The sequence below is a fragment of the Blastococcus sp. TF02-8 genome (genome assembly GCF_003319175.1).
GTDB lineage: Bacteria > Actinomycetota > Actinomycetes > Mycobacteriales > Geodermatophilaceae > Blastococcus.
In genome coordinates this window covers 141414-165513 of sequence record NZ_QOHK01000006.1, presented here as the reverse complement: position 1 = coordinate 165513, position 24100 = coordinate 141414, and the positions used below count along the sequence as shown (strand labels likewise).

General features: G+C 73.9%; 23 protein-coding genes, 1 pseudogene and 1 riboswitch. Of the genes and pseudogenes, 10 read left to right on the top strand and 14 right to left on the bottom strand.

The genetic code is table 11. The features are described from left to right. Positions 1 to 16: 16 nt before the first annotated feature. Positions 17 to 1183, top strand: a complete 1167-nt coding sequence (locus tag DQ237_RS13715; RefSeq protein WP_205730215.1) for a S8 family peptidase — start codon at positions 17 to 19, stop codon at positions 1181 to 1183. A gap of 38 nt (positions 1184 to 1221) precedes the next feature. Here DQ237_RS13715 and DQ237_RS13710 read toward each other — a convergent pair whose 3' ends face one another. Both DQ237_RS13710 and DQ237_RS13705 read right to left on the bottom strand, forming a co-directional pair. After that, positions 1222 to 2256, bottom strand: coding sequence for a low specificity L-threonine aldolase (locus DQ237_RS13710; RefSeq protein ID WP_113800692.1), 1035 nt, complete (start codon positions 2254 to 2256; stop codon positions 1222 to 1224). Then, complete coding sequence (locus DQ237_RS13705; protein WP_113800691.1) at positions 2249 to 3586, bottom strand: class II 3-deoxy-7-phosphoheptulonate synthase; 1338 nt, start codon at positions 3584 to 3586, stop codon at positions 2249 to 2251. The genes DQ237_RS13710 and DQ237_RS13705 overlap by 8 nt, the downstream gene beginning before the upstream one ends. A 497-nt stretch (positions 3587 to 4083) precedes the next feature. Between DQ237_RS13705 and DQ237_RS20245 the strand changes: the two are divergent. Next, positions 4084 to 4857: pseudogene (locus DQ237_RS20245) on the top strand (Cache 3/Cache 2 fusion domain-containing protein); the annotation flags it as partial. Positions 4858 to 4935: 78 nt separating this feature from the next. Next, positions 4936 to 5964: a methyl-accepting chemotaxis protein gene (locus tag DQ237_RS20240; protein WP_369832219.1), complete on the top strand. Its 1029-nt coding sequence runs from the start codon at positions 4936 to 4938 to the stop codon at positions 5962 to 5964. Between the two features lie 43 nt (positions 5965 to 6007). Here DQ237_RS20240 and DQ237_RS13695 read toward each other — a convergent pair whose 3' ends face one another. Both DQ237_RS13695 and DQ237_RS13690 read right to left on the bottom strand, forming a co-directional pair. Further along, positions 6008 to 6499 (bottom strand): polyadenylate-specific 3'-exoribonuclease AS, encoded by a 492-nt coding sequence (locus DQ237_RS13695; RefSeq protein WP_113800690.1) that lies wholly within the window; start codon positions 6497 to 6499, stop codon positions 6008 to 6010. Continuing rightward, positions 6496 to 6945, bottom strand: coding sequence for a RidA family protein (locus tag DQ237_RS13690; protein WP_113800689.1), 450 nt, complete (start codon positions 6943 to 6945; stop codon positions 6496 to 6498). The genes DQ237_RS13695 and DQ237_RS13690 overlap by 4 nt, the downstream gene beginning before the upstream one ends. 50 nt (positions 6946 to 6995) lie before the next feature. On the opposite strand from DQ237_RS13690, the gene glpK reads away from it, so the two are divergent. Further along, the gene (gene glpK / locus DQ237_RS13685) at positions 6996 to 8471 is read left to right on the top strand and encodes a glycerol kinase GlpK (RefSeq protein ID WP_113800688.1); all 1476 of its coding nucleotides are present in this window, start codon (positions 6996 to 6998) and stop codon (positions 8469 to 8471) included. A 3-nt stretch (positions 8472 to 8474) separates the two neighbouring features. Here the strand turns inward: glpK and DQ237_RS13680 are convergent, their stop codons facing one another. After that, positions 8475 to 9389, bottom strand: a complete 915-nt coding sequence (locus tag DQ237_RS13680) for an SDR family oxidoreductase (protein WP_113800687.1) — start codon at positions 9387 to 9389, stop codon at positions 8475 to 8477. Positions 9390 to 9494: 105 nt separating this feature from the next. Between DQ237_RS13680 and DQ237_RS13675 the strand changes: the two genes are divergently transcribed. From DQ237_RS13675 to DQ237_RS13665, 3 genes are read left to right on the top strand one after another with little or no spacing between them, the layout of a single operon-like run. Continuing rightward, a complete protein-coding gene (locus DQ237_RS13675; protein WP_113800686.1) occupies positions 9495 to 11039 on the top strand; it encodes an NAD(P)/FAD-dependent oxidoreductase in 1545 nt (514 codons plus the stop codon). Next, positions 11036 to 11977, top strand: a complete 942-nt coding sequence (locus tag DQ237_RS13670; protein WP_166509613.1) for an alpha/beta fold hydrolase — start codon at positions 11036 to 11038, stop codon at positions 11975 to 11977. The genes DQ237_RS13675 and DQ237_RS13670 overlap by 4 nt, the downstream gene beginning before the upstream one ends. Then, complete coding sequence (locus DQ237_RS13665; RefSeq protein WP_113800684.1) at positions 11974 to 12558, top strand: TetR/AcrR family transcriptional regulator; 585 nt, start codon at positions 11974 to 11976, stop codon at positions 12556 to 12558. The genes DQ237_RS13670 and DQ237_RS13665 overlap by 4 nt, the downstream gene beginning before the upstream one ends. Positions 12559 to 12574: 16 nt before the next feature. On the opposite strand, the gene DQ237_RS13660 is transcribed toward DQ237_RS13665, so the two are convergent. Beyond that, entirely contained in the window at positions 12575 to 13336 is a 762-nt protein-coding gene (locus DQ237_RS13660) for a 1-acyl-sn-glycerol-3-phosphate acyltransferase (protein ID WP_240619622.1), read from the bottom strand. A 111-nt stretch (positions 13337 to 13447) separates the two neighbouring features. Here DQ237_RS13660 and DQ237_RS13655 point away from each other — a divergent pair, with 111 nt between their 5' ends. Next, complete coding sequence (locus tag DQ237_RS13655; protein ID WP_113800683.1) at positions 13448 to 14266, top strand: carboxylesterase; 819 nt, start codon at positions 13448 to 13450, stop codon at positions 14264 to 14266. After that, entirely contained in the window at positions 14263 to 14943 is a 681-nt protein-coding gene (locus DQ237_RS13650; protein WP_113800682.1) for a hypothetical protein, read from the top strand. The genes DQ237_RS13655 and DQ237_RS13650 overlap by 4 nt, the downstream gene beginning before the upstream one ends. Positions 14944 to 14946: 3 nt before the next feature. Here DQ237_RS13650 and DQ237_RS13645 read toward each other — a convergent pair whose 3' ends face one another. Genes DQ237_RS13645 through DQ237_RS13630 form a run of 4 tightly spaced genes read right to left on the bottom strand, consistent with a single transcriptional unit; the run spans position 14947 to position 17793 of the window. Beyond that, positions 14947 to 15930, bottom strand: coding sequence for an ROK family glucokinase (locus tag DQ237_RS13645; protein WP_113800681.1), 984 nt, complete (start codon positions 15928 to 15930; stop codon positions 14947 to 14949). Continuing rightward, entirely contained in the window at positions 15927 to 16220 is a 294-nt protein-coding gene (locus tag DQ237_RS13640; protein WP_113800680.1) for a hypothetical protein, read from the bottom strand. Before DQ237_RS13640 ends, DQ237_RS13645 begins: the two co-directional genes overlap by 4 nt. Then, entirely contained in the window at positions 16217 to 17362 is a 1146-nt protein-coding gene (locus DQ237_RS13635) for an ion transporter (RefSeq protein ID WP_113800679.1), read from the bottom strand. Before DQ237_RS13635 ends, DQ237_RS13640 begins: the two co-directional genes overlap by 4 nt. Further along, positions 17362 to 17793 carry an SRPBCC family protein gene (locus tag DQ237_RS13630; protein WP_113800678.1) on the bottom strand — a complete coding sequence of 144 codons (432 nt, stop codon included), beginning with the start codon at positions 17791 to 17793 and terminating at the stop codon, positions 17362 to 17364. Before DQ237_RS13630 ends, DQ237_RS13635 begins: the two co-directional genes overlap by 1 nt. A gap of 154 nt (positions 17794 to 17947) precedes the next feature. Here DQ237_RS13630 and DQ237_RS13625 point away from each other — a divergent pair, with 154 nt between their 5' ends. After that, the gene (locus DQ237_RS13625) at positions 17948 to 19741 is read left to right on the top strand and encodes a long-chain fatty acid--CoA ligase (protein ID WP_113800677.1); all 1794 of its coding nucleotides are present in this window, start codon (positions 17948 to 17950) and stop codon (positions 19739 to 19741) included. A 50-nt stretch (positions 19742 to 19791) separates the two neighbouring features. On the opposite strand, the gene DQ237_RS13620 is transcribed toward DQ237_RS13625, so the two are convergent. The 4 genes from DQ237_RS13620 to DQ237_RS13605 form a co-directional block, all read right to left on the bottom strand. Continuing rightward, on the bottom strand, positions 19792 to 20916 hold the full coding sequence (locus DQ237_RS13620; RefSeq protein ID WP_113800676.1) for a glycosyltransferase family 4 protein: 1125 nt from the start codon (positions 20914 to 20916) through the stop codon (positions 19792 to 19794). Further along, entirely contained in the window at positions 20913 to 22196 is a 1284-nt protein-coding gene (locus DQ237_RS13615; RefSeq protein ID WP_113800675.1) for a M48 family metallopeptidase, read from the bottom strand. Before DQ237_RS13615 ends, DQ237_RS13620 begins: the two co-directional genes overlap by 4 nt. Positions 22197 to 22298: 102 nt before the next feature. Further along, positions 22299 to 23381 (bottom strand): C40 family peptidase, encoded by a 1083-nt coding sequence (locus DQ237_RS13610; RefSeq protein ID WP_113800674.1) that lies wholly within the window; start codon positions 23379 to 23381, stop codon positions 22299 to 22301. Positions 23382 to 23397: 16 nt separating this feature from the next. Continuing rightward, positions 23398 to 23574, bottom strand: a riboswitch (cyclic di-AMP (ydaO/yuaA leader). Positions 23575 to 23761: 187 nt separating this feature from the next. Beyond that, entirely contained in the window at positions 23762 to 24073 is a 312-nt protein-coding gene (locus DQ237_RS13605) for a hypothetical protein (RefSeq protein WP_113800673.1), read from the bottom strand. Positions 24074 to 24100 lie beyond the last annotated feature (27 nt).

Below are 24100 nucleotides of genomic sequence, written 5' to 3'. Positions count from 1 at the left end.
TGATCGAGGAGAATCCGTGCAGATCCGCAAGACCGTGGTGGCCGTCGCCGTGGCCACCGTCGCCGCCACCGGTGTGGGCGCCACCGCCGGCACCGCTGCCGCGGCACCGGCCCCCCACTCGGCCGTCGCCACCTACATCGTCACCCTGCAGCAGGGCACCGCCCCCGGCCCGGCCGCGGAACGCGCCACCCGACTGGGGGGCCACGTCCGGCACGTCTACTCCGCGGCCCTGACCGGGTACGCGGTCGCGCTGCCTCCCCAGGCCGCCGAGCGGCTCGCCTCGCTCCCCGGCGTCGTCTCCGTCGAGCCCGACGCCCCCGTCCAGCTGGCCGCCACCCAGGGCTCGGCCACCTGGGGCCTGGACCGGCTCGACCAGCGCGCCCTCCCGCTCAACGGCAGCTACAGCTACACCGCGACCGGCGCCGGCGTGACCGCCTACGTCATCGACACCGGCATCCGGCTGGACCACGCCGACTTCGGGGGCCGGGCCGTCTCCGGCTACGACGCCGTCGACGGCGGCAGCGCCGACGACTGCAACGGCCACGGCACCCACGTCGCCGGGACGGTCGGGGGCGCCACCCACGGCGTCGCCAAGGGCGTCTCCCTCGTGGCCGTGCGCGTCCTCGACTGCGCCGGGTCCGGCTCGAACTCCGGCGTGATCGCCGGGATCGACTGGGTGACCGCCCAGCACCAGGCCGGGCAGCCGGCAGTCGCCAACATGAGCCTCGGCGGCGGCGCCAGCACCGCCCTGGACTCGGCGGTGCAGCGCTCGATCGCCGACGGGGTCACCTACGCCGTGGCGGCGGGCAACGGCAACTCCGCCGGCACGCCGCAGGACGCCTGCAAGTCCTCCCCGGCCCGCGTGACCGCCGCCCTGACCGTCGGCGCCACCGACCGCACCGACAAGCCGGCGTCCTTCAGCAACTACGGCAGCTGCGTCGACCTCTTCGCCCCCGGCGTCGGGATCACCAGCGACTGGTACACCGGCACGACGGCCACCAACACGATCAGCGGCACCTCGATGGCCACCCCGCACGTCGCCGGCGTCGCCGCGCTGTACCTGCAGGGCGCCCCGACGTCCACCCCGGCGGCCGTCGCCACCGCCGTGCTGGGGGCGACGACCAAGGACGCGGTGCCGACCAACCGCACCGCGAACAACGACCTGCTGTTCAGCAGCTACTGACGCGGGGGCGGTCCGGGAGCCCGGGCTCCCGGGCCGCCCTAGCGGTCGAGCAGCCGGTTCAGGACCTCGGCGGCGCGCTGGATGCCGGCCCGCTCCACGTCGAGGTGGGTGACCAGCCGGACGCGGCGCGGGCTCACCTGGCTCACCAGCACGCCCTCGGCCCTGGCCGCCTCGGCGAGCAGCGGGGCGGCGACGTCGTCCAGCACCACCATGTTGGTCTCCACGGTGGCCGGGTCGACGCCGAGCAGCTCCGCCAGCAGACGGGCGTGCTCGTGGTCCTCACCCAGCCGCGGCAGGTGGGCGTCCAGCGCGTACTGGCAGGCCGCCGCCAGCACCCCGACCTGTCGCATGCCGCCGCCGAGCCGCTTGCGCCAGAGCCGGGCCGTGGCGATCCGCTCGGCCGAGGCAACCAGCACCGAGCCGACCGGCGTCCCCAGGCCCTTGGAGAAGCAGACCGACGCGGTGTCGGCGAGCGAGCCGTAGGTCGACAGCGGCACGCCGGAGGCCACGTGCGCGTTCCAGATCCGGGCGCCGTCCAGGTGCACGGCGACCCCGGTCCCCCGGGACCACTCCCACAGCCGGCGGAGCTCCCCCAGCGGCTGCACCCGGCCGAAGCCGCGGTTGTGCGTGTTCTCCACCGCGATCGCCGCGGTCGACGTCAGGTGCCAGTCACCCTTCGGGCGCACCTGGGCGATCAAGGCCTCGGCGTCCAGCAGCCCGCGATCGGACACGACGGTGCGGGTGGAGATGCCGAAGATCGCGGCAGCGGCGCCCATCTCGTAGGTGACCACGTGCGCGTCGGCGTCGCACAGCACCTCCTGACCCGGCTCGCAGACCAGCCGCATGCCGATCTGGTTGCCCATCGTCCCACTCGGCACGAACAGCGCCGCCTCGTGGCCGAACATCGCCGCCACGCGCTCCTCGAGCGCGCTGACGGTCGGGTCCTCCCCGTAGACGTCGTCGCCCACCTCGGCCTCGGCCATGGCCTTGCGCATGCCGTCGGTCGGCCGGGTGACCGTGTCGGACCGGAGGTCGACGACGGTGGGGTGGGTGAAGGAATCTGCGTCAGCCACGCAGCATCTCCGCGACGAGGAAGGCCAGCTCGAGGGACTGCCCCGTGTTCAGCCGCGGGTCGCAGGCGGTCTCGTACCGGCTGTTGAGGTCCTCGTCGCTGATCTCCATCGCACCGCCGAGGCACTCGGTGACGTCCTCGCCGGTGAGCTCGACGTGGATGCCGCCCGGCCAGGTGCCCAGCGCCCGGTGCACGTCGAAGAAGCCGAGCACCTCGTCGACGACGCGGTCGAAGTGGCGGGTCTTGTAGCCGGTGGAGGACTCGTGGGTGTTGCCGTGCATCGGGTCGCACTGCCACACGACCTGGTGACCGCTGGCGGTCACCTTCTCCACGATCCCCGGCAGGACGTCGCGGATCCTGCCGTTCCCCATCCGGCTGATCAGGGTGAGCTTGCCCGGGATGCCGTCGGGGTCGAGGCGCTCGACGAGCTCGGTGGCCTGCTCGGGCGTCGTCGTCGGGCCGATCTTGACCCCGACCGGGTTGGCCAGCTTCGAGACGAACTCGATGTGCGCGCCGTCCATCTGCCGGGTGCGCTCCCCCACCCACACGAAGTGCGCGGAGAGGGCGTAGGGCCGGCCCTCGTGCATGCGCAGCAGCGCGCGCTCGTAGTCGAGGATCAGCGCCTCGTGGGAGTTGAAGAGCTCCACCCCGCGCAGCGCGTCGGAGTCGATGCCGCAGGCCTTCATGAACGCCAGCGCGCGGTCGATCTCGCGGGCGATGACCTCGTAGCGCACGCCGGCCGGCGAGCTGGCCACGAAGTCCTGGTTCCAGTTGTGCACCGCGTGCAGGTCGGCCAGGCCGCCCCGGGCGTAGGCCCGGATCATGTTCATCGCCGCGGCGGAGTTGGCGTAGGCCCGCACCAGGCGGTTCGGGTCGGGGATCCGACCAGCCAGGACCGGCTCCAGGTCGTTGACCATGTCGCCGCGGTAGGAGGGCAGGCCGAGGGCGTCGGTGTCCGACGAGCGCGGCTTGGCGTACTGCCCGGCGACGCGGCCGACCTTCACCACCGGAACGCTCGCGCCGTAGGTGAGGACGACGGCCATCTGCAGGAGCGTCCGCGTGGTCGCCTGCAGGTGCGGCTCGGTGTTGAGGTCGAAGGTCTCCGCGCAGTCGCCGCCCTGGAGGAGGAACGCCTTGCCCTGGGCGACGTCGGCCAGCTGCGCGCGCAGCGTGTCGACCTCCGACGGCGCCACGATGGGCGGGACCGTCGAGAGCGTCTCGAGCACCGCGTCCAGCGCCGCGCGGTCGGGCCACTGCGGCTGCTGGGCGGCGGGCAGGTCCCGCCACCGGTCCAGGCCGGGCACCGACTGCGCAGGTTCGGGGAGGCTCACGCCCCCGAGGGTACGGCGCCCCTCCTCCCGCTCCACGAGACGCGTCCCACATCCCGGAACGGAGCCGCAGCAGGCCCGCTCGGCTGGGGCGACTCCACACTCGCGCACCACCCGTCACACGCCGGTGACGGTCGGGTCACGAAGGACCGATTCGGTTCCGCATGGCACCTGGCCTGCCGAGACCGAGGGGAGAGCGGCGGTACCGGACCGCTGCGCCGATCGGAAGGCCGACATGCGCTCGACGTTCCTGCCCCCGTGGGCGGCTCCAACCAACTGGGGCATCCGCACCAAGGTCGTGGCACTGGCGGTGGCCAGCGTCGCGGTGACCGGTGTGGCGATGGGCGGCGTGAGCGCCTGGCAGAGCAGCGGCTTCGCCGACGACGCGGGCACGGACATGGACGCCCTCGTCGAGGAGGACATCACCCGCACCGCCGACGGCGGTCTACGACGTCGTCGCCACGCAGGGCGCCTCCACCTCGGCGAAGGTCGACTCCGACCTCAACGTCGCGCAGTACGTGGTGGGCCAGTCCGGTGGCCTCCGCATCGACCCGAAGAACATGGTCACCTGGGACGCCAAGAACCAGCTGACCAGCGAGGTCACCCCCGTCACCATGCCGCGGATGCTGGCCGGCAACGTCTGGCTCGGCAAGAACGGCGACGTCAACACGCCCACGCCCGTCGTCGACCAGATCAAGGCGATGGTCGGCGGTACCGCCACGATCTTCCAGAAGACACCCGGTGGCGACATGCTCCGCGTCGCCACCAACGTGGTCGCCGCCAGCGGGAACCGGGCGATCGGGACCTACATCCCGGCGACGACGCCGGAGGGCAAGCCGAACGCCGTGGTCTCCACCGTGCTCAGCGGCCAGACCTACCGCGGCAACGCCCTCGTCGTCGACTCCTGGTACGTCTCGGCCTACACGCCGATCTTCGGGCCGGCCGGCGACGTCGTCGGCATGCTCTACGTCGGCCAGAAGCAGCAGAACCTCCCCGCGCTGCGCGAGAGCCTCGAGGCCACGGAGGTCGGCGAGACCGGCCACGTCGAGGTCTACGGCGGCAGCGGCACCATCGCCGGCACCGTCCTGATCAGCCCGAAGGGCGTCCGCGACGGGCAGGCGATGCTGGAGGCCACCGACGCCGCCGGGAAGCCCTACGTCAAGGAGATCGTCGAGGCGGCCCTGGCGCTGGAGCCCGGCGCGCAGGCGACCGTGCGCTACGACGACCCCGAGGCCGGGCCGACCACCGCGCGCGTCTCGTACTACAAGCCGTGGGACTGGGTGATCGTCACCGAGGCCCGCGACGCCGACTTCACCGGCCCCAAGGACGCCCTGGCCGACGGCCGCTCCTCGATGGTCTGGGCACTCGTCGTCGCCGCCGTCCTCATCGCGCTGCTCGGCGGCGGCATCGCCCAGCTGATCGGTCGCCGGCTGACCAAGCCGCTGGCCGACCTCAAGGACCGCATGGCCGAGATCGCCGACGGCGAGGGCGACCTCACCCAGCGCATGGACGACTCCCGCGCCGACGAGGTGGGCCAGCTGTCCGGGGCGTTCAACCGGTTCGTCGAGAAGGTGGCCTCCACCGTCCGCGACATCCACCGGTGGGCCCAGGAGGTGGCCGTCTCCGCGGCAGGCGTCTCCGGGGTGGCCGAGGGGCTGGCCACCCGGGCCTCCCGCAGCCGGGACCAGGCACAGGGTGCCCACGGCGTCGCCGCGGACATCAGCGCCAGCGTCTCCTCCGCCGCGGCCGGCGCCGAGGAGATGGGCGCCTCGATCACCGAGATCGCCCGCAGCGCCGCCGAGGCCGCCGAGGTGGGCCGGCAGGCCGCCACCCTGGCCGAGCAGACCGAGACGACCATCGCCGCGCTGGGCGCCAGCTCGGCCGAGATCGGCGACGTCGTCAAGGTCATCTCCGGCGTGGCCGAGCAGACCAACCTGCTGGCGCTCAACGCCACGATCGAGGCCGCGCGTGCCGGCGACGCGGGCAAGGGCTTCGCCGTCGTCGCCAACGAGGTCAAGGAGCTGGCGCAGGAGGCGGCCAAGGCCAGCGAGGAGATCGCACAGCGGGTCCAGGGCATCCAGTCCGAGACCACCGCCGCGGTCGGCTCGATCTCCCGCATCGCCGAGGTGGTCCGCTCGATCAACGACCACCAGACGACGATCGCCAGCGCCGTCGAGGAGCAGACGGCCACCACGCGGGAGCTCACCCGCAGCGTGGCCACGGCCGCCGAGGGCGCCGGCACGGTGACCACCACGCTCACCGCCGTCAGCCAGGACGCCGACGACAGCGCCACGGACGTCGAGCGGGCCCGCAGCGCGGCCCAGGAGCTGGACGGCCTGTCCAAGGAGCTCAACCGGCTGCTGGCGGTCTTCACGGTGTGAGGACCCCCTGCAGGGAGTAGCCAGTCGAGGCCGTTCGCGGGGTTCACCCGCGGGCGGCCTCGATCGCGTTCCAGCGGACCAGGTTGTAGCGGGCGTCGACCAGGGCATCGTGCGTACCGGACGGCTTCGGCGGCAGCGGCGGCTGCCCCCGGTCGTCCCAGCGCTGGCGCAGCTCGCGGGTGAACCTCGGGATCGGCCGCGGCAGCGCCGGCATGGCCCCCCACAGCTGGCACAGCGCCACGTGGTCGTAGGCAGCGATCCACGCCCACAGCTCGATCTCCTCCCCCGGCGCGGTGAGGAAGGAGAGCAGGTCCTCGCGGATGCGCTGCCGGCTGCGCCACGCCCTGTCCGCGGGCGGGGGCAGCTGGTCGAGCACGTTGCGGCGCACCCACGGGATCGCCCTGCGCTCGTCGAACTCGGTGCTGACGGCGTAGAACTCCCGGCCGGTCTCGTCGACGACGCCGATCGAGACGAGGTCGATCGTCGTCCCGTCCTCGATGAACTCGGTGTCGTAGAAGAAGCGCCGGACCGTCACTCGTCCAACGTAGCCGCGTCGTCGGGGGGCCCCGGCTCCTGCCAGGAGTCCCGGACCGCCACGGCCTCGGCCTCCACGAGCTGGTCCGCCCGCCCGAGCACGGTGACCCCGACCAGCGTGCAGGGCGCCGCGTGGCTGCCGAACGCCTCGCGCAGCACCTCCCGGACGGCGTCCAGGTCGGCCCGGTCGGTGGTCACCACGTGCACCGTCGTCCGGAGGACGTCGCCCAGCCCGGCACCGGCCGCCTCGAGCACCTGCGCCAGGTTGTCGACGACCCGCCGCGCCTGGCCGACGACGTCACCGACCGCGACGGTGCTCCCCTCGGGGTCCACCGGGCAGGCAGCAGCGGTGAAGACCATGCGGCCCGGGTCGGTGACGGCCGCGTGGGCCTCGGGCCCGGAGCCGGTCAGGCCGGGGAGGCGGACGAGCTCGATGCCGGGGGTCACCGGCCGATCATGGAGCACGTCGGCCGGCGGCGCCCGCTAGGTTCGTCGCCATGCCGGTGCTGGCGATCGACGCAGGGACGACCGGGGTGACCGCGCTCGTCGTGGGCGAGCAGGGCGACGTGCTCTCCCGCGGCTACCGCGAGTTCGCGCAGCTCTTCCCGCGGCCGGGGTGGGTGGAGCACGAGCCCGACGACATCTGGACGGCGCTGACGGCGGCCTGCCGGGAGGCGCTCGCCGGCACCGACACGGAGCCGACCTGCGTGGGCATCACCGACCAGCGGGAGACCGCCGTCGTCTGGGACCCCCGCACCCTCCGCTCGCCCCGGCCGGCGATCGTGTGGCAGGACCGGAGGACCACCGGCGTCTGCGACCGGCTGCGGGAGGCCGGGCACGAGGAGCGGGTGGCCCAGCTCACCGGGCTGCGCCTGGACCCGTACTTCACCGGCACGAAGTTCGCCTGGCTGGCCGAGCACGAGCCCCGGCTGTGGGCCGGGGTGCACGACGGCTCGCTGGTCCTCGGGACGGTCGACTCCTACGTCATCGCCCGCCTCACCGGCGGCCGGGCGCACGTCACCGACCCGACGAACGCCAGCCGCACCCTGCTGTTCGACCTGGAGGAGGGCGGCTGGTCCGACGAGCTGTGCGCGCTCTTCGACGTCCCCCGCGCGGCGCTGCCGGAGATCGTGCCGAGCTCCGGCGTCGTCGGCAGCACCGACCCGGACGCCTTCCTCGGACTGTCCCTGCCGATCGCCGGCATCGCCGGTGACCAGCAGGCAGCACTCTTCGGGCAGGCCTGCTACTCCCCCGGCACCAGCAAGTGCACCTACGGCACCGGTTCCTTCGTGCTCACCAACACCGGCTCGACGCCGGTGCGGTCGGCAGCCGGCCTGCTCACCACGGTCGCCTGGGACCTCGGCGACGGGCTGGTGTACGCGCTGGAGGGCGCGATCTTCGTGACCGGGGCCGCCGTCCAGTGGTTGCGCGACGGCCTGGGCCTCATCGACTCGGCCGCGGAGATCGAGGGCCTGGCCCGCACGGTGCCCGACTCCGGCGACGTCGTCTTCGTCCCGGCGCTCACCGGCATGGGCGCGCCGCACTGGGACCCGCACGCCCGCGGCGCGATCGTCGGCCTCACCCGCGGCACGACCCGCGCCCACCTCGCCCGTGCCACGCTGGAGGCCATCGCCTTCGAGGTGCGCGACGTCGTCGACGTCATGGCCTCCGAGGCCGGGCTGGAGCTCGCCGAGCTCTCCGCCGACGGCGGCGCCAGCGCCAACGACCTGCTGATGCAGCTGCAGGCCGACCAGCTCGGCGTCCCCGTGCGCCGCCCCGTGGTCACCGAGACGACGGCGCTAGGTGCGGCGTTCCTCGCGGGACTGGGCACCGGGGTCTGGGCGAGCACGGACGAGCTGGCGCGGACCTGGGCCCTGGACCGGCGGTTCGACCCCGAGCCGGGCCGGCGCGACGACGGCCGGCACGACCGCTGGCAGGACGCCGTCGGTCGCGCCGGCCGCTGGACGAGCTGAGGGTCAGGCGGCGCCCCGGGACCGGTCGCCGACGGAGTTCGGACCGAACTCCCGGCCCTGCAGCGCCTCGATGTCACGCTCCAGCTGCGGCACCCGCTTGGCCGCCGCGGCCATCATCACCTTCTCCGAGATGGCGCCGGTGACGAGCTGGCGCAGCGCCGCGACCGTGCCGACCGACCGCGGCACGAACACCCGGCGACCCCGGGTCTCCAGGTTCTGCACCAGCGCCTCGGCGCACGCCTCCACGGAGGTGAAGGCACCCAGCGGGCCGGGCAGCTGCTTGCGGGTCTCCTTGAAGGTGGGCAGCGCGGCCTCGGTGTCGCGCACCATGTCGGTGTCGATCCAGGTCGGGTGCGCGCTGGCCACGGTGACGCCGCGGTGGGCCACCTCGAGGCGCAGCGCGTCGCCGAAGCGCTCCACGCCGGCCTTCGACGCGCAGTAGGCGCTCATCCCGGGGAGCACCGTGAACGCCGCCGCCGAGCTGATCAGCAGCACGTGCCCCTTGCGCTTCGCGACCTCCGGCAGCGCGGCGTGCGCGGTGAGCATGGTGCCGATCAGGTTGACCTCGATCGTGCGCGCCAGGGCGTGCGCCGAGCTGGTCATCACCGTGGTGAGCGGCGCGATACCGGCGTTGGCCACCACGATGTCGAGCCCGCCGAAGGTGTCGACGGTGCGCTGGACGGCGGCCTTCAGCGCCTCGGGATCGGTGACGTCGGCCTCTACCCACAGGTGCTCGGGCCCCAGCTCGTCGGCCACCCGGGCCAGCTCCTGCGGCTCCAGCCCGACCAGCGCCACACGGGCGCCCCGGGCCGCCGCCTTGCGGGCCAGCGCGGCGCCGATCCCGCGCGCCGCACCCGTGATGAGGACCGACTTCCCCGTCAGGGGCGTCCGCGTGCGCTTGCCGAATACCGATGCCATCGATCTGCTCCTCGGGGCTCGTCGCGCTCGAATTGAGCACTGCTCAACCGCCGTTGTAGCTTCTGGGCCGGTGCTCAGCAAGCCGGAGGAAGGGAGCAGACCGAGGTGACCAGCACGATCGACGCACAGCCCGCCGCCTCCCCCGGCGCGGGCGCGCCGGCGACCCGCGAGGTGCGGGTGGCGATCATCGGGTCCGGCTTCGCCGGCCTGGCGATGGCCATCAGGCTCCGCGAGCGCGGCGAGACCGACTTCGTCCTGCTCGAGCGCGCCGGCGACGTCGGCGGCACGTGGCGCGACAACACCTACCCGGGCGCGGCGTGCGACGTGCAGTCGCACCTCTACTCCTACTCGTTCGCCCCGAACCCGGACTGGCCGCGCTCCTACTCCGAGCAGCCGGAGATCCAGGCCTACCTGCAGGGCACGGCCGACCGCTACGGCGTGCGCGCGCACTGCGTGTTCGACGCCGAGGTGACCGCGGCCCGCTGGGACGACGCCGCGCGCCGCTGGCTGGTCGCCACGACCGCCGGTGAGTTCCGGGCACAGGTCCTGGTCTCCGCCGCGGGAGCGCTGGCCGACCCGACCTACCCGGACATCCCGGGCCTGGAGACCTTCGAGGGCACGAAGATGCACTCGGCCCGCTGGGACTCCTCGCACGACATCAGCGGCGAGAAGGTCGCCGTCATCGGCACCGGCGCCTCGGCGATCCAGATCGTGCCGGCGATCCAGCCGCAGGTGGAGAGCATCACGGTCTACCAGCGCACGCCGGCCTGGGTGGTCCCGCGCACCGACCACCCGGTCAAGCCCTGGGCCCGGCGGCTCTACAAGCTGCTGCCCGGCCTGCAGCGGGCCATCCGCGGTGCCCTCTACGTGTTCCGCGAGTTCCTCGTGCTCGGCATGGCGAAGCGGCGGGCCTTCCTCAAGCCGGTGGGCGGCCTGGCCAAGGCGCACCTCGAGCGCCAGGTGCGGGACCCGAAGCTGCGCGAGGCGTTGACACCGGACTACACCATCGGCTGCAAGCGCATCCTGATCAGCAACGACTACTTCCCCGCGGTGGCCGCACCCAACGCCGAGCTGGTCACCGCCGGGATCGCAGAGATCCGGCCGCACTCGATCGTCAGCACCGACGGCATCGAGCGACCGACCGACACGCTGATCCTGGCCACCGGCTTCCACGTCACCGACCTGCCGATCGCGGAGCGGATCTGCGGCCGCGACGGTCGGTCGCTGGCCCAGGTGTGGGAGGACGGCATGGTCAGCAACCGCAGCTCCACCGTGGCGGGCTTCCCCAACCTGTTCCTGCTGGTCGGCCCGAACGTGGGCGTCGGCCACACGTCGATGGTCTACATGATCGAGTCGCAGGTCGCCTACGTCGACGACGCCCTGCGCACGATGGAGACCGAGGGCCTCGCCGCCCTGGAGACCACGCCCGAGGCCCAGGAGGCGTGGCGGGCGCTGATCGCGGAGAAGTCGAAGGGCACCGTCTGGCTCGGCGGCGGCTGCGCCAGCTGGTACCTCGACAAGCACGGGCACAACACCACGCTGTGGCCCGACTTCACCTTCCGGTTCCGCAGGCTCACCAAGGAGCTGGACCGGGAGAACTACATCGGGATCCCGGCCGAGGCGCCGGCCCGCAGGGAGGAGGCAGCGTGACCGGCACCCTCACCCGCACCGTCTGCAAGCGCACCGCGGCGGTCACCACCCCCGACGGCGCGCAGCTGCACGCCACCGTCGAGGGTGCGGAGAACGCGCCCGTCACCGTCGTCCTGGCGCACGGCTGGACGCTGTCGCAGGCCGCGTGGGACGACGTCGCCGGGCTGCTGGCCGACCGCATCGCCGACGGCGAGCTCCGGCTGGTCCGCTACGACCAGCGCGGGCACGGCCGGTCCACGTGGGGCGACACCGAGATCACCGTCGACCAGCTGGGCGCCGACCTGGCCGAGGTGCTCGACCAGCTGGCGCCCACCGGGCCGGTCGTCCTGGGCGGGCACTCCATGGGCGGCATGACGATCATGTGCCTGGCCGCCGCCCGCCCGGAACTGTTCGGCGACCGCGTCCGCGGCGTCGCGCTGGTGTCGACGTCGGCCGGCGACCTGACCTCGGACCCGAAGTCGGCCGGCGGGCGCATGGCCAAGCTCAAGCCGGGGATGCTCAGCGCGCTCCTCGCCGGCGCGCGCGTGCTGGAGCGCCTGCGCAACCTGGTGCCACCGACCCATCCGCGGCACCAGAAGATGGTCCGCGAGCTCCTCTACGGCAGCGACGCCACCGAGGAGATGGTGCTCGAGGGCGCGAAGATCATGCACGCCTCCACCCTGCGGTCCTTCCTCGAGTTCATGCCCGCCCTGGGTGACCACGACAAGCGCGAGAACCTCGCGGCCCTGACCCGGGTGCCGGTGGAGATCTTCGTGGGCGACAGCGACAAGCTGACCCCGAAGCGGCACAGCCGCCAGCTCACCGAGGTGCTGCCGGAGGCGCGTCTGCACCTGGCCGAGCGCACCGGCCACATGCTCACCCAGGAACGGCCGCAGCTGGTCGTCGACGGCCTGCTGCGGCTCGTGGGCCAGGCCGGCACCGGCCGGGCGGTGGCGTGACGGCGGCTCCCTCGGAGCCCGCACGGGGGCGGCGGTCCGCCGAGGACCGCCGCGCCCAGCTGGTGCGGATCGGCCTGGAGCTGCTGCCCACCACCCCGGTGCAGGAGCTGACCATCGACGAGGTGGCCCGCCGTGCCGGGATCAGCCGCAGCCTGCTGTTCCACTACTTCCCGAGCAAGCGCGACTACTACACGGCGGTGACCCGCGCCGCGGCCGACCTGATGTGGGAGCACCTGCTCCCCGCGCCCGGCACGCCTCCGGAGGAGCAGGTGACCGGGATGCTGGACCGGTACGTGGGCTGGGTCGAGACGTTCCGCGAGAGCCACCTGGCGTTCGTGCGTGGCGCCGCCGGCGGGGACCCCTGGGTCTCGGAGGTGTATGAGGAGACGCGGCGGCGGCTCGTCGGCGTCGCGCTCGCCGCCCTGGAGCTGCCCGACGAGCCTCTGCAGCGTCAGCTGGTGCTCGCCTGGTTCGCCTTCACCGAGGACCTCGTGGGTTCCTGGGCCGACGACCCGACGATGAGCAGGCCGGAGCTGCTGGGCCTGCTGCGCGACGTGCTGGGCCGGCTCACCGACCGCTGACGGGCCGACCGGTCGGTCAGCCGGCGAGCGTCGTGGGGGCGCGGTCGGCGGCCTCGGCGGCCGGCGGCTGCAGGGTCGCGATGACCTCGTTCGCGCTGGCGCCGGTGGCGTCCATCGACTTCTTCACCGTGGCGCCGTAGACGTCGACGTACTCCTGGCCCGACAGCGTCATGATCTCGTACATGATCTCGTCGGTGACCGACCGCTCGACGAAGCGGTCGCCGGCGAGGCCCTCGTAGCGGGAGAAGTCCAGCGGCTGGCCGAAGCGGACGCTGACCCGGGGCATCTTCCGGCCGAACGGCAGCGGGCGGGAGCCGTAGATCATCGCGACCGGGATCACCGGGACGCCGGTCTCCAGCGCCATCCGCGCGACCCCGATCTTGCCGCGGTAGAGCCGGCCGTCGGGCGAGCGGGTGCCCTCCGGGTAGATCCCCAGCAGCTTCCCCTCGCGCAGGGTGCGGATGCCGGTCTGGATCGCGTTCTCGGCCGCCGAGGCGCTCGAGCGGTCGATCGGCACCTGACCGGCCCCGGAGAAGAACGCGCGCTGCAGGAAACCCTTCACGCCCTTGCCGGTGAAGTACTCGGCCTTGGCCAGGAACGTCACCCGGCGCTTGAGCTGCAGCGGCATGAAGATCCAGTCCGCGGCGGAGAGGTGGTTGCTCGCCAGGATCGCCGCGCCGGTCGACGGCACGTTCTCGGTGCCCTCGGCCTTGGGCCGGAAGCCCAGCTGGACCACCGGGCCGATCGCGACGAACTTCAGGAACCAGTAGAACAACACGCCTCCCTCGGGGACTGCCAGACTAGGGAGCCTGGGGCCGGAATCACAATCGGGTCCCCACCGTGAGGTACCTGACACCCGGCGTCGCGCCGGACGCCGAGGAGGAGCACCGTGCCCGGAACGTCCCCCACCCCCGCGGTCATGCCCGGCGCCGAGGCGTTCGACTTCCCCGGCGGGGACGGGCCCGACGGCCGCACCGGCGTCCTGCTCGTGCACGGCTTCACCGGCAACCCGATGAGCATGCGGCCGTGGGGCGAGCACCTCGCCGCGGAGGGCTTCACCGTCAGCTGCCCGCTGCTGCCGGGGCACGGCACCACGTGGCAGGACTGCAACGCCAGCACGGCCGAGCAGTGGACGGCCACGGTGGAGCGCGCCTTCGACGAGCTCGCCGCCCGCTGCGACCGGGTCTTCGTCGCCGGGCTCTCCATGGGCGGCACGCTGGCGACCCGGCTGGCCGAGGTGCGCCCGGCCGACGTGGCCGGGCTGCTGCTGGTGAACCCCGCCCTGCTCACCCAGCGCCTGGACGCCAAGCTCCTGCCGCTGCTCGCGCGGATCACCCCGAGCTGGGCGCCCATCGCCAGCGACATCAAGAAGCCCGGCGTCACCGAGCTCGCCTACCCCAAGCTCCCCACCCGCGCGATGATGCAGCTGCGCGGCCTCTGGGGCCTCACGCGCGCCGACCTGGGCCGGGTCACCGCCCCGGTCATCGTCTTCCACAGCGCCGAGGACCACGTCGTCGAGCCGGTCAACAGCGAGGTGCTGCTCGCCGGCATCTCGAGCACCGACACCGAGGAGGTCGTGCTGCAGGACAGCTACCACGTGGCGACGCTCGACAACGATGCGCCACTGATCTTCTCCCGGTCCGCCGAGTGGATCCGCGCCCGCGTGCGCACCGGCGAGGCGGACACCCCGCCCGCCGCCCACCGGTGACCGACCGGCGAGGCCGGGGCCGCCGCGACAACGGCCTCGACGCGACGCTGTGGAGCCCGCTGCGCGACGTCGACCCCCGGGTGGGCGAGCACCTGCTCGACCTGCTCGAGGCCGCCGGCATCGCCGCCTACCTGGAGCCGGCGGCCGACGTCGGGCCCTACACCCGCTCCGTGGTCCTGCCCAGCCCGCCGTCGGACCGGCTCTTCGTGGACCGGTCCCGCCGGGAGGAGGCCCGTGGCCTGGTCGAGCAGCACGGTGACGAGCACCCCGCGCCGCCACCGCCGGTGGTCCGGCCGGCGCGCCCGGAGATCGACGAGGACGCCGAGTGGACGCGGATCGTCGCCGCCTTCGAGGCCGAGCACGGTCGCACCGTGGTCGAGGAGGAACCCTCCGACGCGCCGCCCCCCGTGCCGCACGAGCTGCCGATCCTCGACCGGCCGGACGAGCACTACGAGCCGCCCGTCCCGCCTCCGCTGCCGGTTCCGGCGCCCGCCGTGCTGTACGCCGTCCTGCTGGTCGTCGCGGGCGTCCTGCTCATCGGCGCACCGTCGGTCCTCGGGCTGTCCGGCGACGTCGGTCTGGTGCTCGGCGTGGCCGTGGTCGCCGGCGGCGTGGCGATGCTGGTGGCGCGGATGCGCGACCGGTCCGACGACGGGGACGACGGCGCCGTCGTCTGACCCTCAGGCCTCGCCCTCGGCCACGGCGCTGCGCACCAGGTCGGCCGCGCCGACGATGCCGGCCTGCGCGCCCAGCTCGGCCGCCACCACCCGCGGGCCGGGGCGGAAGCCCCGGCCGGGCAGCGCGCGGTCCAGCCGCTCCCGGGCCGGCCGCAGCACCATCTCGCCCAGCACGCTGACGCCTCCGCCGATCACCACGACCTCGGGGTCGAGCACGGCGGCGAGGTCGGCGATGCCCTGCCCGAGCCAGTAACCGACCTCGGTGACCAGCTCCAGCGCCAAGGGGTCACCGTCGTAGGCGGCCCGGGCCACGTGCTCACCGGTGAGCCGGTCGGGCTCGCACTCCACCCGCTCCAGCAGCAGCGCCGCGGCGGCAGGCGAGGTCCGGGCCACCTCGCGCGCGGTCTGCCCGAGGGCGGTTCCGCTGGCGTACTGCTCCCAGCAGCCGCGGTTGCCGCAGGCGCACAGGCGGCCGTCGGGGACGACGCGCATGTGTCCCCACTCCCCCGCCACCCCGTGCGAGCCGCGCCGGAGCCGGCCGTCGAGGACGATCCCGCCGCCGATCCCGGTCCCCAGGGTCACCATCAGGGCCAGGTCCGACCCTTGCGCCGCCCCGTAGCGGTACTCGGCCCAGGCGGCCGCGTCGGCGTCGTTGCCCACCCACAGCGGCCGCTGCAGCCGGGCGCCGAGGTCCTTGCGGAGCGTGGAGTTCCGCCAGGCGAGGTGCGGGCTGAACAGCACCGTGTCGCCGGTGCGGTCGAACCAGCCCGCGGCGCCGACCCCGACACCCACCAGCTCCCCGTCGTGCCCGTCGGCGAGCTCGTCGACGACCGCGGCGATGGCGTCCTCGGTGTCGCTCACCGAGGCGCCGGGCGTCGCGCGGCGCGCGGTCGCCAGGATGGTGCCGTCGGGCGCCACCAGGCCACCCGCCACCTTGGTGCCCCCGATGTCGATGCCGAGCGCAGGCAGCGCCGCCGCGTCGGTCACGCGATGTCGATCCGCTGCACCGGCGGGGCCTCCGCCGGAGGTGGGGGCGCCTCACCGGCCTGCGGCTGGGCAGCGGCGACGTCGGCGGCGAACTCGCGCAGCGCCGACGCGGCGGTACCGAGCAGGTCGGCCAGGGCCGCGCTGACCTCCGGTCGCTCGCCGCGCAGCACGGCGGCGGCCTGGCAGACCGGGCACCAGCGGCAGTCGGACTCCTCCCCGCCGGGCGCGGGCTCGCGGACGGCGTCGAGCAGGCGACGGGCCTGGTCGAGCCACTCGGCACCGCTGGTCATGAGGTCCTCCCCTCGGCGGCCAGGAGATCGGCCGGCCACTGCTGCGGATCCGGGCGGAAACTGACCTCCAGCCGCGCGGCGGCGGTGCCGGGGTCGGCCAGCCGACCCCCGGTCACCTCGCACCGGCGCAGCAGCGAGTCCAGCCGCAGCGAGCGCCGATCCTCCCCCACGCCGACCACCAGGTCATCGCCCCACCGGGTCAGGGTCACCGCGGCGCGCTCCGCGAACGGCACCGGCACGTCGAGGGACCAGCCGCCCGGGACGCGGCGGGCAGCGGGCGCCGCTGGGCCGCCGGAGTCCGGCAGCCCCAGGTCGCCCAGGACCGCTGCGACGCCGTCGGCGTCGGCCGGCCCCTCGGGGCCTTCCTCGACGCGGTGCACGGGGGCCAGCTCCGCCAGGGCGGCCAGAGCCACCCGCTCGGCCCCGCTGCGCGTGGTCCACCACTCCCCTGTGCCCGCCGGGAGCATCCGGGTGACGACGGCGGCGGGGCGCAGACCGTGCAGCCCGAGCACCGGCAGCGACCGCCGCAGCGCGGCAGCCGCCTGCGCACGGGCCTCCGCGGTCAGCCAGACGGCCGTCCCCGTCCTGTCGGCGAGACGGTCCCGGGCCAGCAGCGCCTCCAGCTCCGGCAGGGCCGCGATGACGGCGTCCAGCGGTCCCCGGCGCACCGCCCCGGCCGCGACCCCCGCCGTACGGACGGCGGCGAGCGCCCGCACGGTCGGCGGCAGCGCCTGGTCCAGCCACCAGCGCAGCGCCGCCGGGAGCGCGACGAGGGCCAGCCCCTCCTCGAGCGGTCCGGCGTCCACGACCACGACGTCCGCCTCGGCGCCGGCCAGCTCCGCGGTCAGCGCCAGGGCGTCGGCGCCGGGCAGGGGCACCACCGAGCTCGCCGGCGGCAGCGTCAGGTGCGGGAGCAGTGCGGCCAGGCCCTCGGCGTGCGTGCCCCAGAGATCCTGCACGGTCCGGGCGCCCGCGACGCGGCGCACCGTCAGGTGCGGCTCGCCCCCCAGCCCGGCGACCGGCGGGTCCTGCCGGCCGAGCAGGAGGGTCTCGCGGCCCGACCGGGCCGACCGGAGCGCGGCCGCCGCGGCGACGGTGGAGGTACCGGCCCCACCGGGGCCGGTGACCAGCAGCGTGCGCATCAGCCCTCGACGCGCTTCTTGAGCTCCTTGAGCGCGGTGTCGAGGATGACCTTCTCCGCCTTGCGCTTGATCATGCCGAGCATCGGGATGGAGAGGTCGATGGTGATCGAGTACGTGACCTCGGTCCGCCCGTCGGTCTCCACCAGGGTGTAGGACCCCTCCTGCCGCCGCTGCATCTGACCCTTGACCAGGGTCCAGGTGACCCGGCGGTCGCCGTCCCACGAGTACTGGAGGACGTAGTCGTCCTTGACGGCGCCGGCGTCGAGCACGAAGTGCACCTGGCGGGCGCGACCGTCGTCCCCGGACTCGAGCACCTCCACCTTCTTGGCGGCGGCGACCCACTGCGGGTACGAGGGGAAGTCGGCGATCACCGCCATGACCTCGGCCGCAGGCGCCTCGACGACGATCGACTGGGTGGACTGGTCGGCCATGCCAGCAGGCTAGCGGCTCGCGCCCCACCAGGGAGTCCCGACGGCGCACTCGGCTACTGCCCAGTAGGAGAAGCCGCTAGATTGACGCCGACGACCCCGTGCCGGGGCCGCGGGCGACGGTGCTGCGCGGCGGCCGGGGAGGAGAGGACCCAGCGTGCGCGAGTTCAGCGTTCCCGTCCGGACCGAGGTGGCCCCCGACGCGGCCCTGACCGACATGGTGTCCGCCAACGCCGCCGAGCACGGCTCCGAGGTGGGCCTGCGTCGCCGGCGCGACGGCCAGTGGCGCGACGTGACCTGGAAGGAGTTCGCCGAGGAGGTCAACGGCGTCGCCAAGGGCCTCATCGCCTCGGGCGTGGCCGCCGGTGACCGGGTGGGCCTGCAGGCCAAGACGCGGTACGAGTGGACCGTCTTCGACTACGCCATCTGGACCGCCGGCGCGGTCGTCGTCCCGATCTACGAGACCTCCAGCGCCGACCAGGTGGCCTGGATCCTGTCGGACTCCGGGGCCACCACCGTCGTCGTGGAGCGCGAGGAGCACGCCACCGCGGTCGACTCCGTCCGCGACCAGGCGCCCGAGCTCAAGTCCGTCTTCGTCATCGAGGACGACGCCGTCGGCACGCTGACCCAGGCCGGGCGGGACGTGCTCGACAGCGAGCTGGAGGCGCGCCGCGCGACGCTGGACGCCGACAGCCTCGCCACGCTGATCTACACCAGCGGCACGACCGGCCGCCCCAAGGGCTGCGAGCTCACCCACGGCAACTTCCTCTTCGAGGTCGACAACGGCATCACGCTGCTCGAGCGCTTCATGGGCGTGCAGGGCTCGCTCCTGCTGTTCATCCCGCTCGCGCACGTCCTCGCCCGCGTCCTGCAGGTCGGCGCCATCAAGAACCGCACGGTCATCGGGCACACCCCCGACGTGAAGAACCTGGTCGAGGACCTGGGCGAGTTCAAGCCCACGTTCGTCCTCGCCGTGCCGCGCGTCTTCGAGAAGGTCTTCAACCAGGCCAAGGCCAAGGCCGAGGGCGACGGCAAGGGCAAGATCTTCGACCGCGCCGCACAGGTGGCCATCGACTGGTCGCGCGCCCAGGACTCCGGCGGCGCCGGACTGGGCCTGAAGGTGCAGCACGCCCTGTTCGACAAGCTGGTCTACGGCAAGCTGCGTGCCGCGCTGGGCGGCCGCTGCCTCGGCGCCATCTCCGGCGGCGCGCCGCTGGGCGAGCGTCTCGGCCACTTCTTCCGCGGCATCGGCGTGACCGTCTTCGAGGGCTACGGGCTCACCGAGACGACCGCCGCGGCGGCCGTGAACCACGACGCCGCCCTGAAGATCGGCACCGTCGGGCAGCCGCTGCCGGGCGTCTCCTTCGCCGTCGGCGAGGACGGCGAGCTGCTCATCCGCGGCGGGGTCGTCATGCGGGGCTACTGGAAGAACGAGGACGCCACCAAGGAGGCGATCGACTCCGACGGCTGGTTCCACACCGGCGACCTGGGCGAGATCGACTCCGAGGGCTTCATCAAGATCACCGGCCGGAAGAAGGAGATCCTGGTGACCGCCGGTGGCAAGAACGTCGCCCCGGCCGTCCTCGAGGACCGGATCCGCGCTTCCCGGCTGGTCAGCCAGTGCATCGTCGTCGGCGACCAGCGCCCGTTCATCGCGGCCCTGATCACCCTCGACGAGGAGGCGCTGCCGCAGTGGCTGGAGTCCAAGGGCAAGGACTCGTCGCTCACGGCCGATCAGCTGCGCGAGGACGACGACGTGCTGGCCGAGATCGACGCCGCGGTCAAGGAGGCCAACAAGGCCGTCTCGCAGGCCGAGGCGATCAAGAAGTTCACGGTGCTGGCCACCGACTTCACCGAGGACAACGGAATGCTCACGCCGAGCCTGAAGCTCAAGCGGAACGTCGTCCTCAAGGAGTTCGACTCCGAGGTGGAGAAGCTCTACACCCGCTGACGGGGGTGTAACCCGCACCGAGCCCCGTCCCGCGACCCGCGGGGCGGGGCTCAGTGCTTCTCGAGCAGGTCGGCGAACGTGCCCGCGATCGACGTCCACGACCACCGCTGCTCGACCCACGCGCGGCCGGCGGCACCCATGGTGCGGGCGCGCTCCGGGTCGTCGAGGAGGCCGATCAGCGCCCCGGCCACCGCCGCCGGTGACCGCGGGTCCACGACGTGGCCCGTGACGCCCTCCTGCACCGCCTCCGGCGCCCCGCCGGAGGTGCCGGCCACGACCGGGCGCCCGCAGGCCGCTGCCTCGAGGAACACCATGCCGAGCCCCTCGACGTCGAGACCGCCGCGGCGGGTGCGGCACGGCATCGCGAAGACGTCGCCGGCGGCATAGTGGGCGGCCAGGTCGCCGGCATCGACCGCACCGGTCAGGACGACGCTCTCCCCCAGCCCGCCGTCGGCCACCGAGCGGCGGAGCCTGCCCTCGTCCGGACCACCGCCGACCAGCAGGAGGCGCGCGTCGGGATGGCAGGCGAGGACCCTCGGCCACGCCTGGACCAGGACGTCCTGGCCCTTGCGGGCGACGAGCCGGGACACGCACACGACGACCGGCGCGTCCCCCAGCCCCCAGCGCTCGCGTACCGGCGTGCCGTCGGCGGCCGGCGAGAAGCGGTCGACGTCCACGCCGGGTGAGAGCTGGGCCAGCCGGGTCCGCCCCGCCAGGGCGGGTGCCAGCCGTTGCCGGGTGTACTCGCTGATGTAGGTGACGACGTCGAGCCCCGTGGCGATCCGCTGCATCAGCTGCCTGCTGCCGGGAAGTGCCACCCAGCCGGTCTCGTGCCCGTGCGTGGCCCCGACCAGGTGCCGGACACCCGCGGTCCGCAGGGTCGGCGCGAGCAGTCCGAGCGGGGCTGCGGCACCGAAGAACGCGGTGTCGCAGCCGAACCGCTCCACCAGGCCGACGGCGGCGCGAGCGGTGGCCCGGGTCGGCAGCAGCATGCCGGTGGGCCGCCGGACGACCGGGTACGGCAGGGCGGCGTCGTGCTCGGCGGCACCGGGGTGGTCGGAAGCGAGCACCACCAGGGAGTCGGGGGGCCGGCGTTCCAGCAGCGCGGCGACGAAGGTCTGGATGCCCCCCTGCCGGGGTGGGAAGTCGTTCGTGACCACCAGGGTGCGGCTCACCGGCGTCCCTCCAGGCGCTGCCAGTCCTCGGCCATGGCGATCCGCTCGGCGGCCGTCGGGTGGCTGCCGAAGAACCACTGCCAGGCGGCGGGCGGGTCGGGGTCGCCCAGGTTCGTGGTCGAGAGCCGCCGCTGCATGTCGACGAAGGCCTCCGGATCGGCGGTGAGGTCGAGGGCGTGCAGGTCGGCCCGCGCCTCGATCTGGCGGGAGACCAGGTTCTGCACGGGCGTCCCCAGGAGTCCGCCGATCGTGACGAGGAACAGCACGAGCGGGAGGACGCGGGGGTCGCCGGGTGAGTCCGCTCCCGTGCGGCGGAGCAGCGGCGCCCAGGACAGGAGCCATCCGCCCAGCGCCGTGGCCGCACCGGCGCCGAGCGCTCCCATGAGCGTTCCGGTCAGCACGTCGTCGGTGGCCACGTGCCCCAGCTCGTGGGCGACGATCGACTCGATCTCCCGGTCCGGCAGCCGGTCCAGCACCGTGTCGTAGAGGACGATCCGCCGCGTCGACCCGAATCCGGACACGTAGGCGTTCAGCGCCGTGGTCCGTCGCGACGCATCGGAGACCAGGACGTCCTGCACCGGGGTGCCGTTCTCCTCCGCGAGGGCGAGCAGGTCGGTGCGCAGCTCGCCGGCGGGCAGCGGCTCGAAGCGGTTGAACGCCGGCTCGATGACCACCGGGTAGAGGAACGAGCCGACGACCACCGTCCCCACGGCGGCCAGCCCCGCCCAGGCCCACCAGGTGCGCGGAGCCCGCCGGACCAGCCACAGCAGGCCGAGCAACGCAACGGTGGTCAGCGCGGCGCTGATGGCCACCGAGACGACGACGTCGCGCAGCCACAGACCCCAGCCGCGCGTCGAGAGCCCGTACCGGTGCCGGACGGTCTCGGCGTAGGCCGACACGGGCAGCGTCACCAGCCGGCCCACGACGAGCAGGGCCGGGACGCCGAGCAGCACCTGCACCCACCACCGGCCGCCGAAGGGCACGCCCACGGCACGCACCAGCCGGCTCCCGGCCGGGGTCAGACCGAGCACCGCCGAGACGACCAGGCCCAGCCCGAGGGAGAGCAGCGACGCGGGGCGCAGCGCATCGGCGAAGGCCTCGGCGCGGGCCAGCTGCGCGGCGGGGAGCCCGGCGGTCGGATCGGGTGCCGAGTGGCCACCCGGCGGTTCGGGGAGCAGCTCCCACGGCGTCCGGAGCACCACCACGAGGACCGCGGCCACCCCGAGCGCGACCGCGACGAGGAGCGCGGCGCGAGCCCCGGGCCGACCTCCTGCACTCACCCGGCGATCCTAGAAGGCGGCGGCCACGGGCCCCGGAGGTGCGCGGACGACGAAGGGCCGGCGACCTCCGCGGAGGTCACCGGCCCTGTCGACGGCCTCGGCTCAGCCGGCGATGCGGCGGGCGCTGTTGTAGTTGCCCATCGAGTCCAGGCTCGCCACCTTCACCGGCTGGCCGGAGGTGGAGGCGTGGACCATCTGGCCGTTGCCGATGTACATGCCCACGTGGCTCACCGGGCTGTAGAAGAAGACCAGGTCGCCGGGCTGCAGCTCGCCACGCGAGACGGGCATGCCCATCTGCGACTGCGACTTGCTCGAGTGCGGCAGGCTCACGCCGGCCGCCGCGTAGGCGTAGGAGGTCAGGCCCGAGCAGTCGAACGCGTCCGGCCCACCGGCGCCCCAGACGTAGGGGTCGCCCACTTGCGCCAGCGCGGTGTCCACGGCCTTCTGCGCCGCGGCGCTCGGCGCGATCACCCCGCTGGGCTTCGCGACGTCGACGCCACCGCGCGCCCGGGCGACCTGGGCCCGCTGCGGCGCGGAGAGCGCGTCGTACTGGCGCTGGTAGTCGGCGATCTTCGACTCGAGGTCCTTCTGCTGCGCCGCGATGTCGTCGACGGTCTTCTGCGCCTCGTCCGCCGCACGGTCGGCGGACTCCCGCGACTGCTCGGCGTCCTCGGCCGCGACCGACACCTCGGCCAGCACCTCGTTGGTGTGGCCGGCGATGGCGTCGAGCGTGCCCAGCGAGGAGACCACGTCGTCGGCGGAGTCGCTGGTGAGCAGCACGTCGAAGCGGGAGGCGCTCGAGCCGGTGTAGGCGCTGCGGGCGAGCTGGCGGATCTGCCCGTCGAGGGCGTCCAGGCGCCGCTCGGCCTCGTCGGCCGCTTCGTCGGCGGCCCGGACCGCGTCCTGGCGGCTCTGCAGCGCGACACGCGCCTCGTTGAGCTGCTCGGAGACGATCTCCAGCTGGTGGCTGGCGTCGGCCACCGCGGCGGCGGCCTGGTCGGCGGTGGTCGCGTCGCCGGGAGCGGCCGACGCGGTACCGGGAAGGGCGGTGAAGGACAGGGCGGCGGTGGCGCCGACCAGCAGGCTCGTGCGCAGCGGCCCGAACCGGCGTCCACGAGCGGATCCGGCCAGGCGATCGGTATGGAGCTGTCCACGGGCGTGCGTCAGTGCGTGAGGGGTCGCCACGAGCGGCGGCTCTCCGTTTCTTCCTCTGCGACCGCCTACCGAGTTAGCTGACGGGTTCGGGCTGGGAAGACTGGCCCTATCCCCCGGGCCGGCGAGCCGGCCGCGGGAGAACTCACCCCAGGACTGCGGTGGGTCCCCGGTTCACCTCGGGCGCCGTGCTGCGCGCCGTCTGGCGATTAGGCGGTGCCCGGACGAGGTCACCCCTCTGCGGATGACGACCGCTCGACCGGACGGCGACGACCCTACGACCGTGATGTGGCCGTGACAAACGGAGGCGGCAGATACCTGTGTGACAAACCTCCCGCCCGCTCGGGCGCGCCTGCGCCGTGCTATGGGCGCTCGGGTGTACACGCGCACCGGTTCCCGGCGGCCCACCCGGATCAGCCGAAACGCCTGCTCTCCGGGCCTTCTCCGCTGCCGTCGCGGTGCCGCAGGGGCGGTACCAGACCGCCGTCGGCCAGCGCCCGCACGGCCCGGCGTTCCACCTCGTCGAACTCCACGACGACGCCGGCCGGAGGCACGACGACGTCCTCCGCGGCGATCTCCACCGGGCCGCTGCGCGGTCGCCCGGTCATCGGCACCACCACCGGATCGACGCCCTGCCATCCCGGTGGCGCACCGAGCAGGACGGTCACCACGCAGTCGGCGCAGCCGGTACCGCGGGCGGTGCAGGTGTCGCAGTCGATGAGCATCGCTTCTTCTCCTCCGTGAGTCGTTTC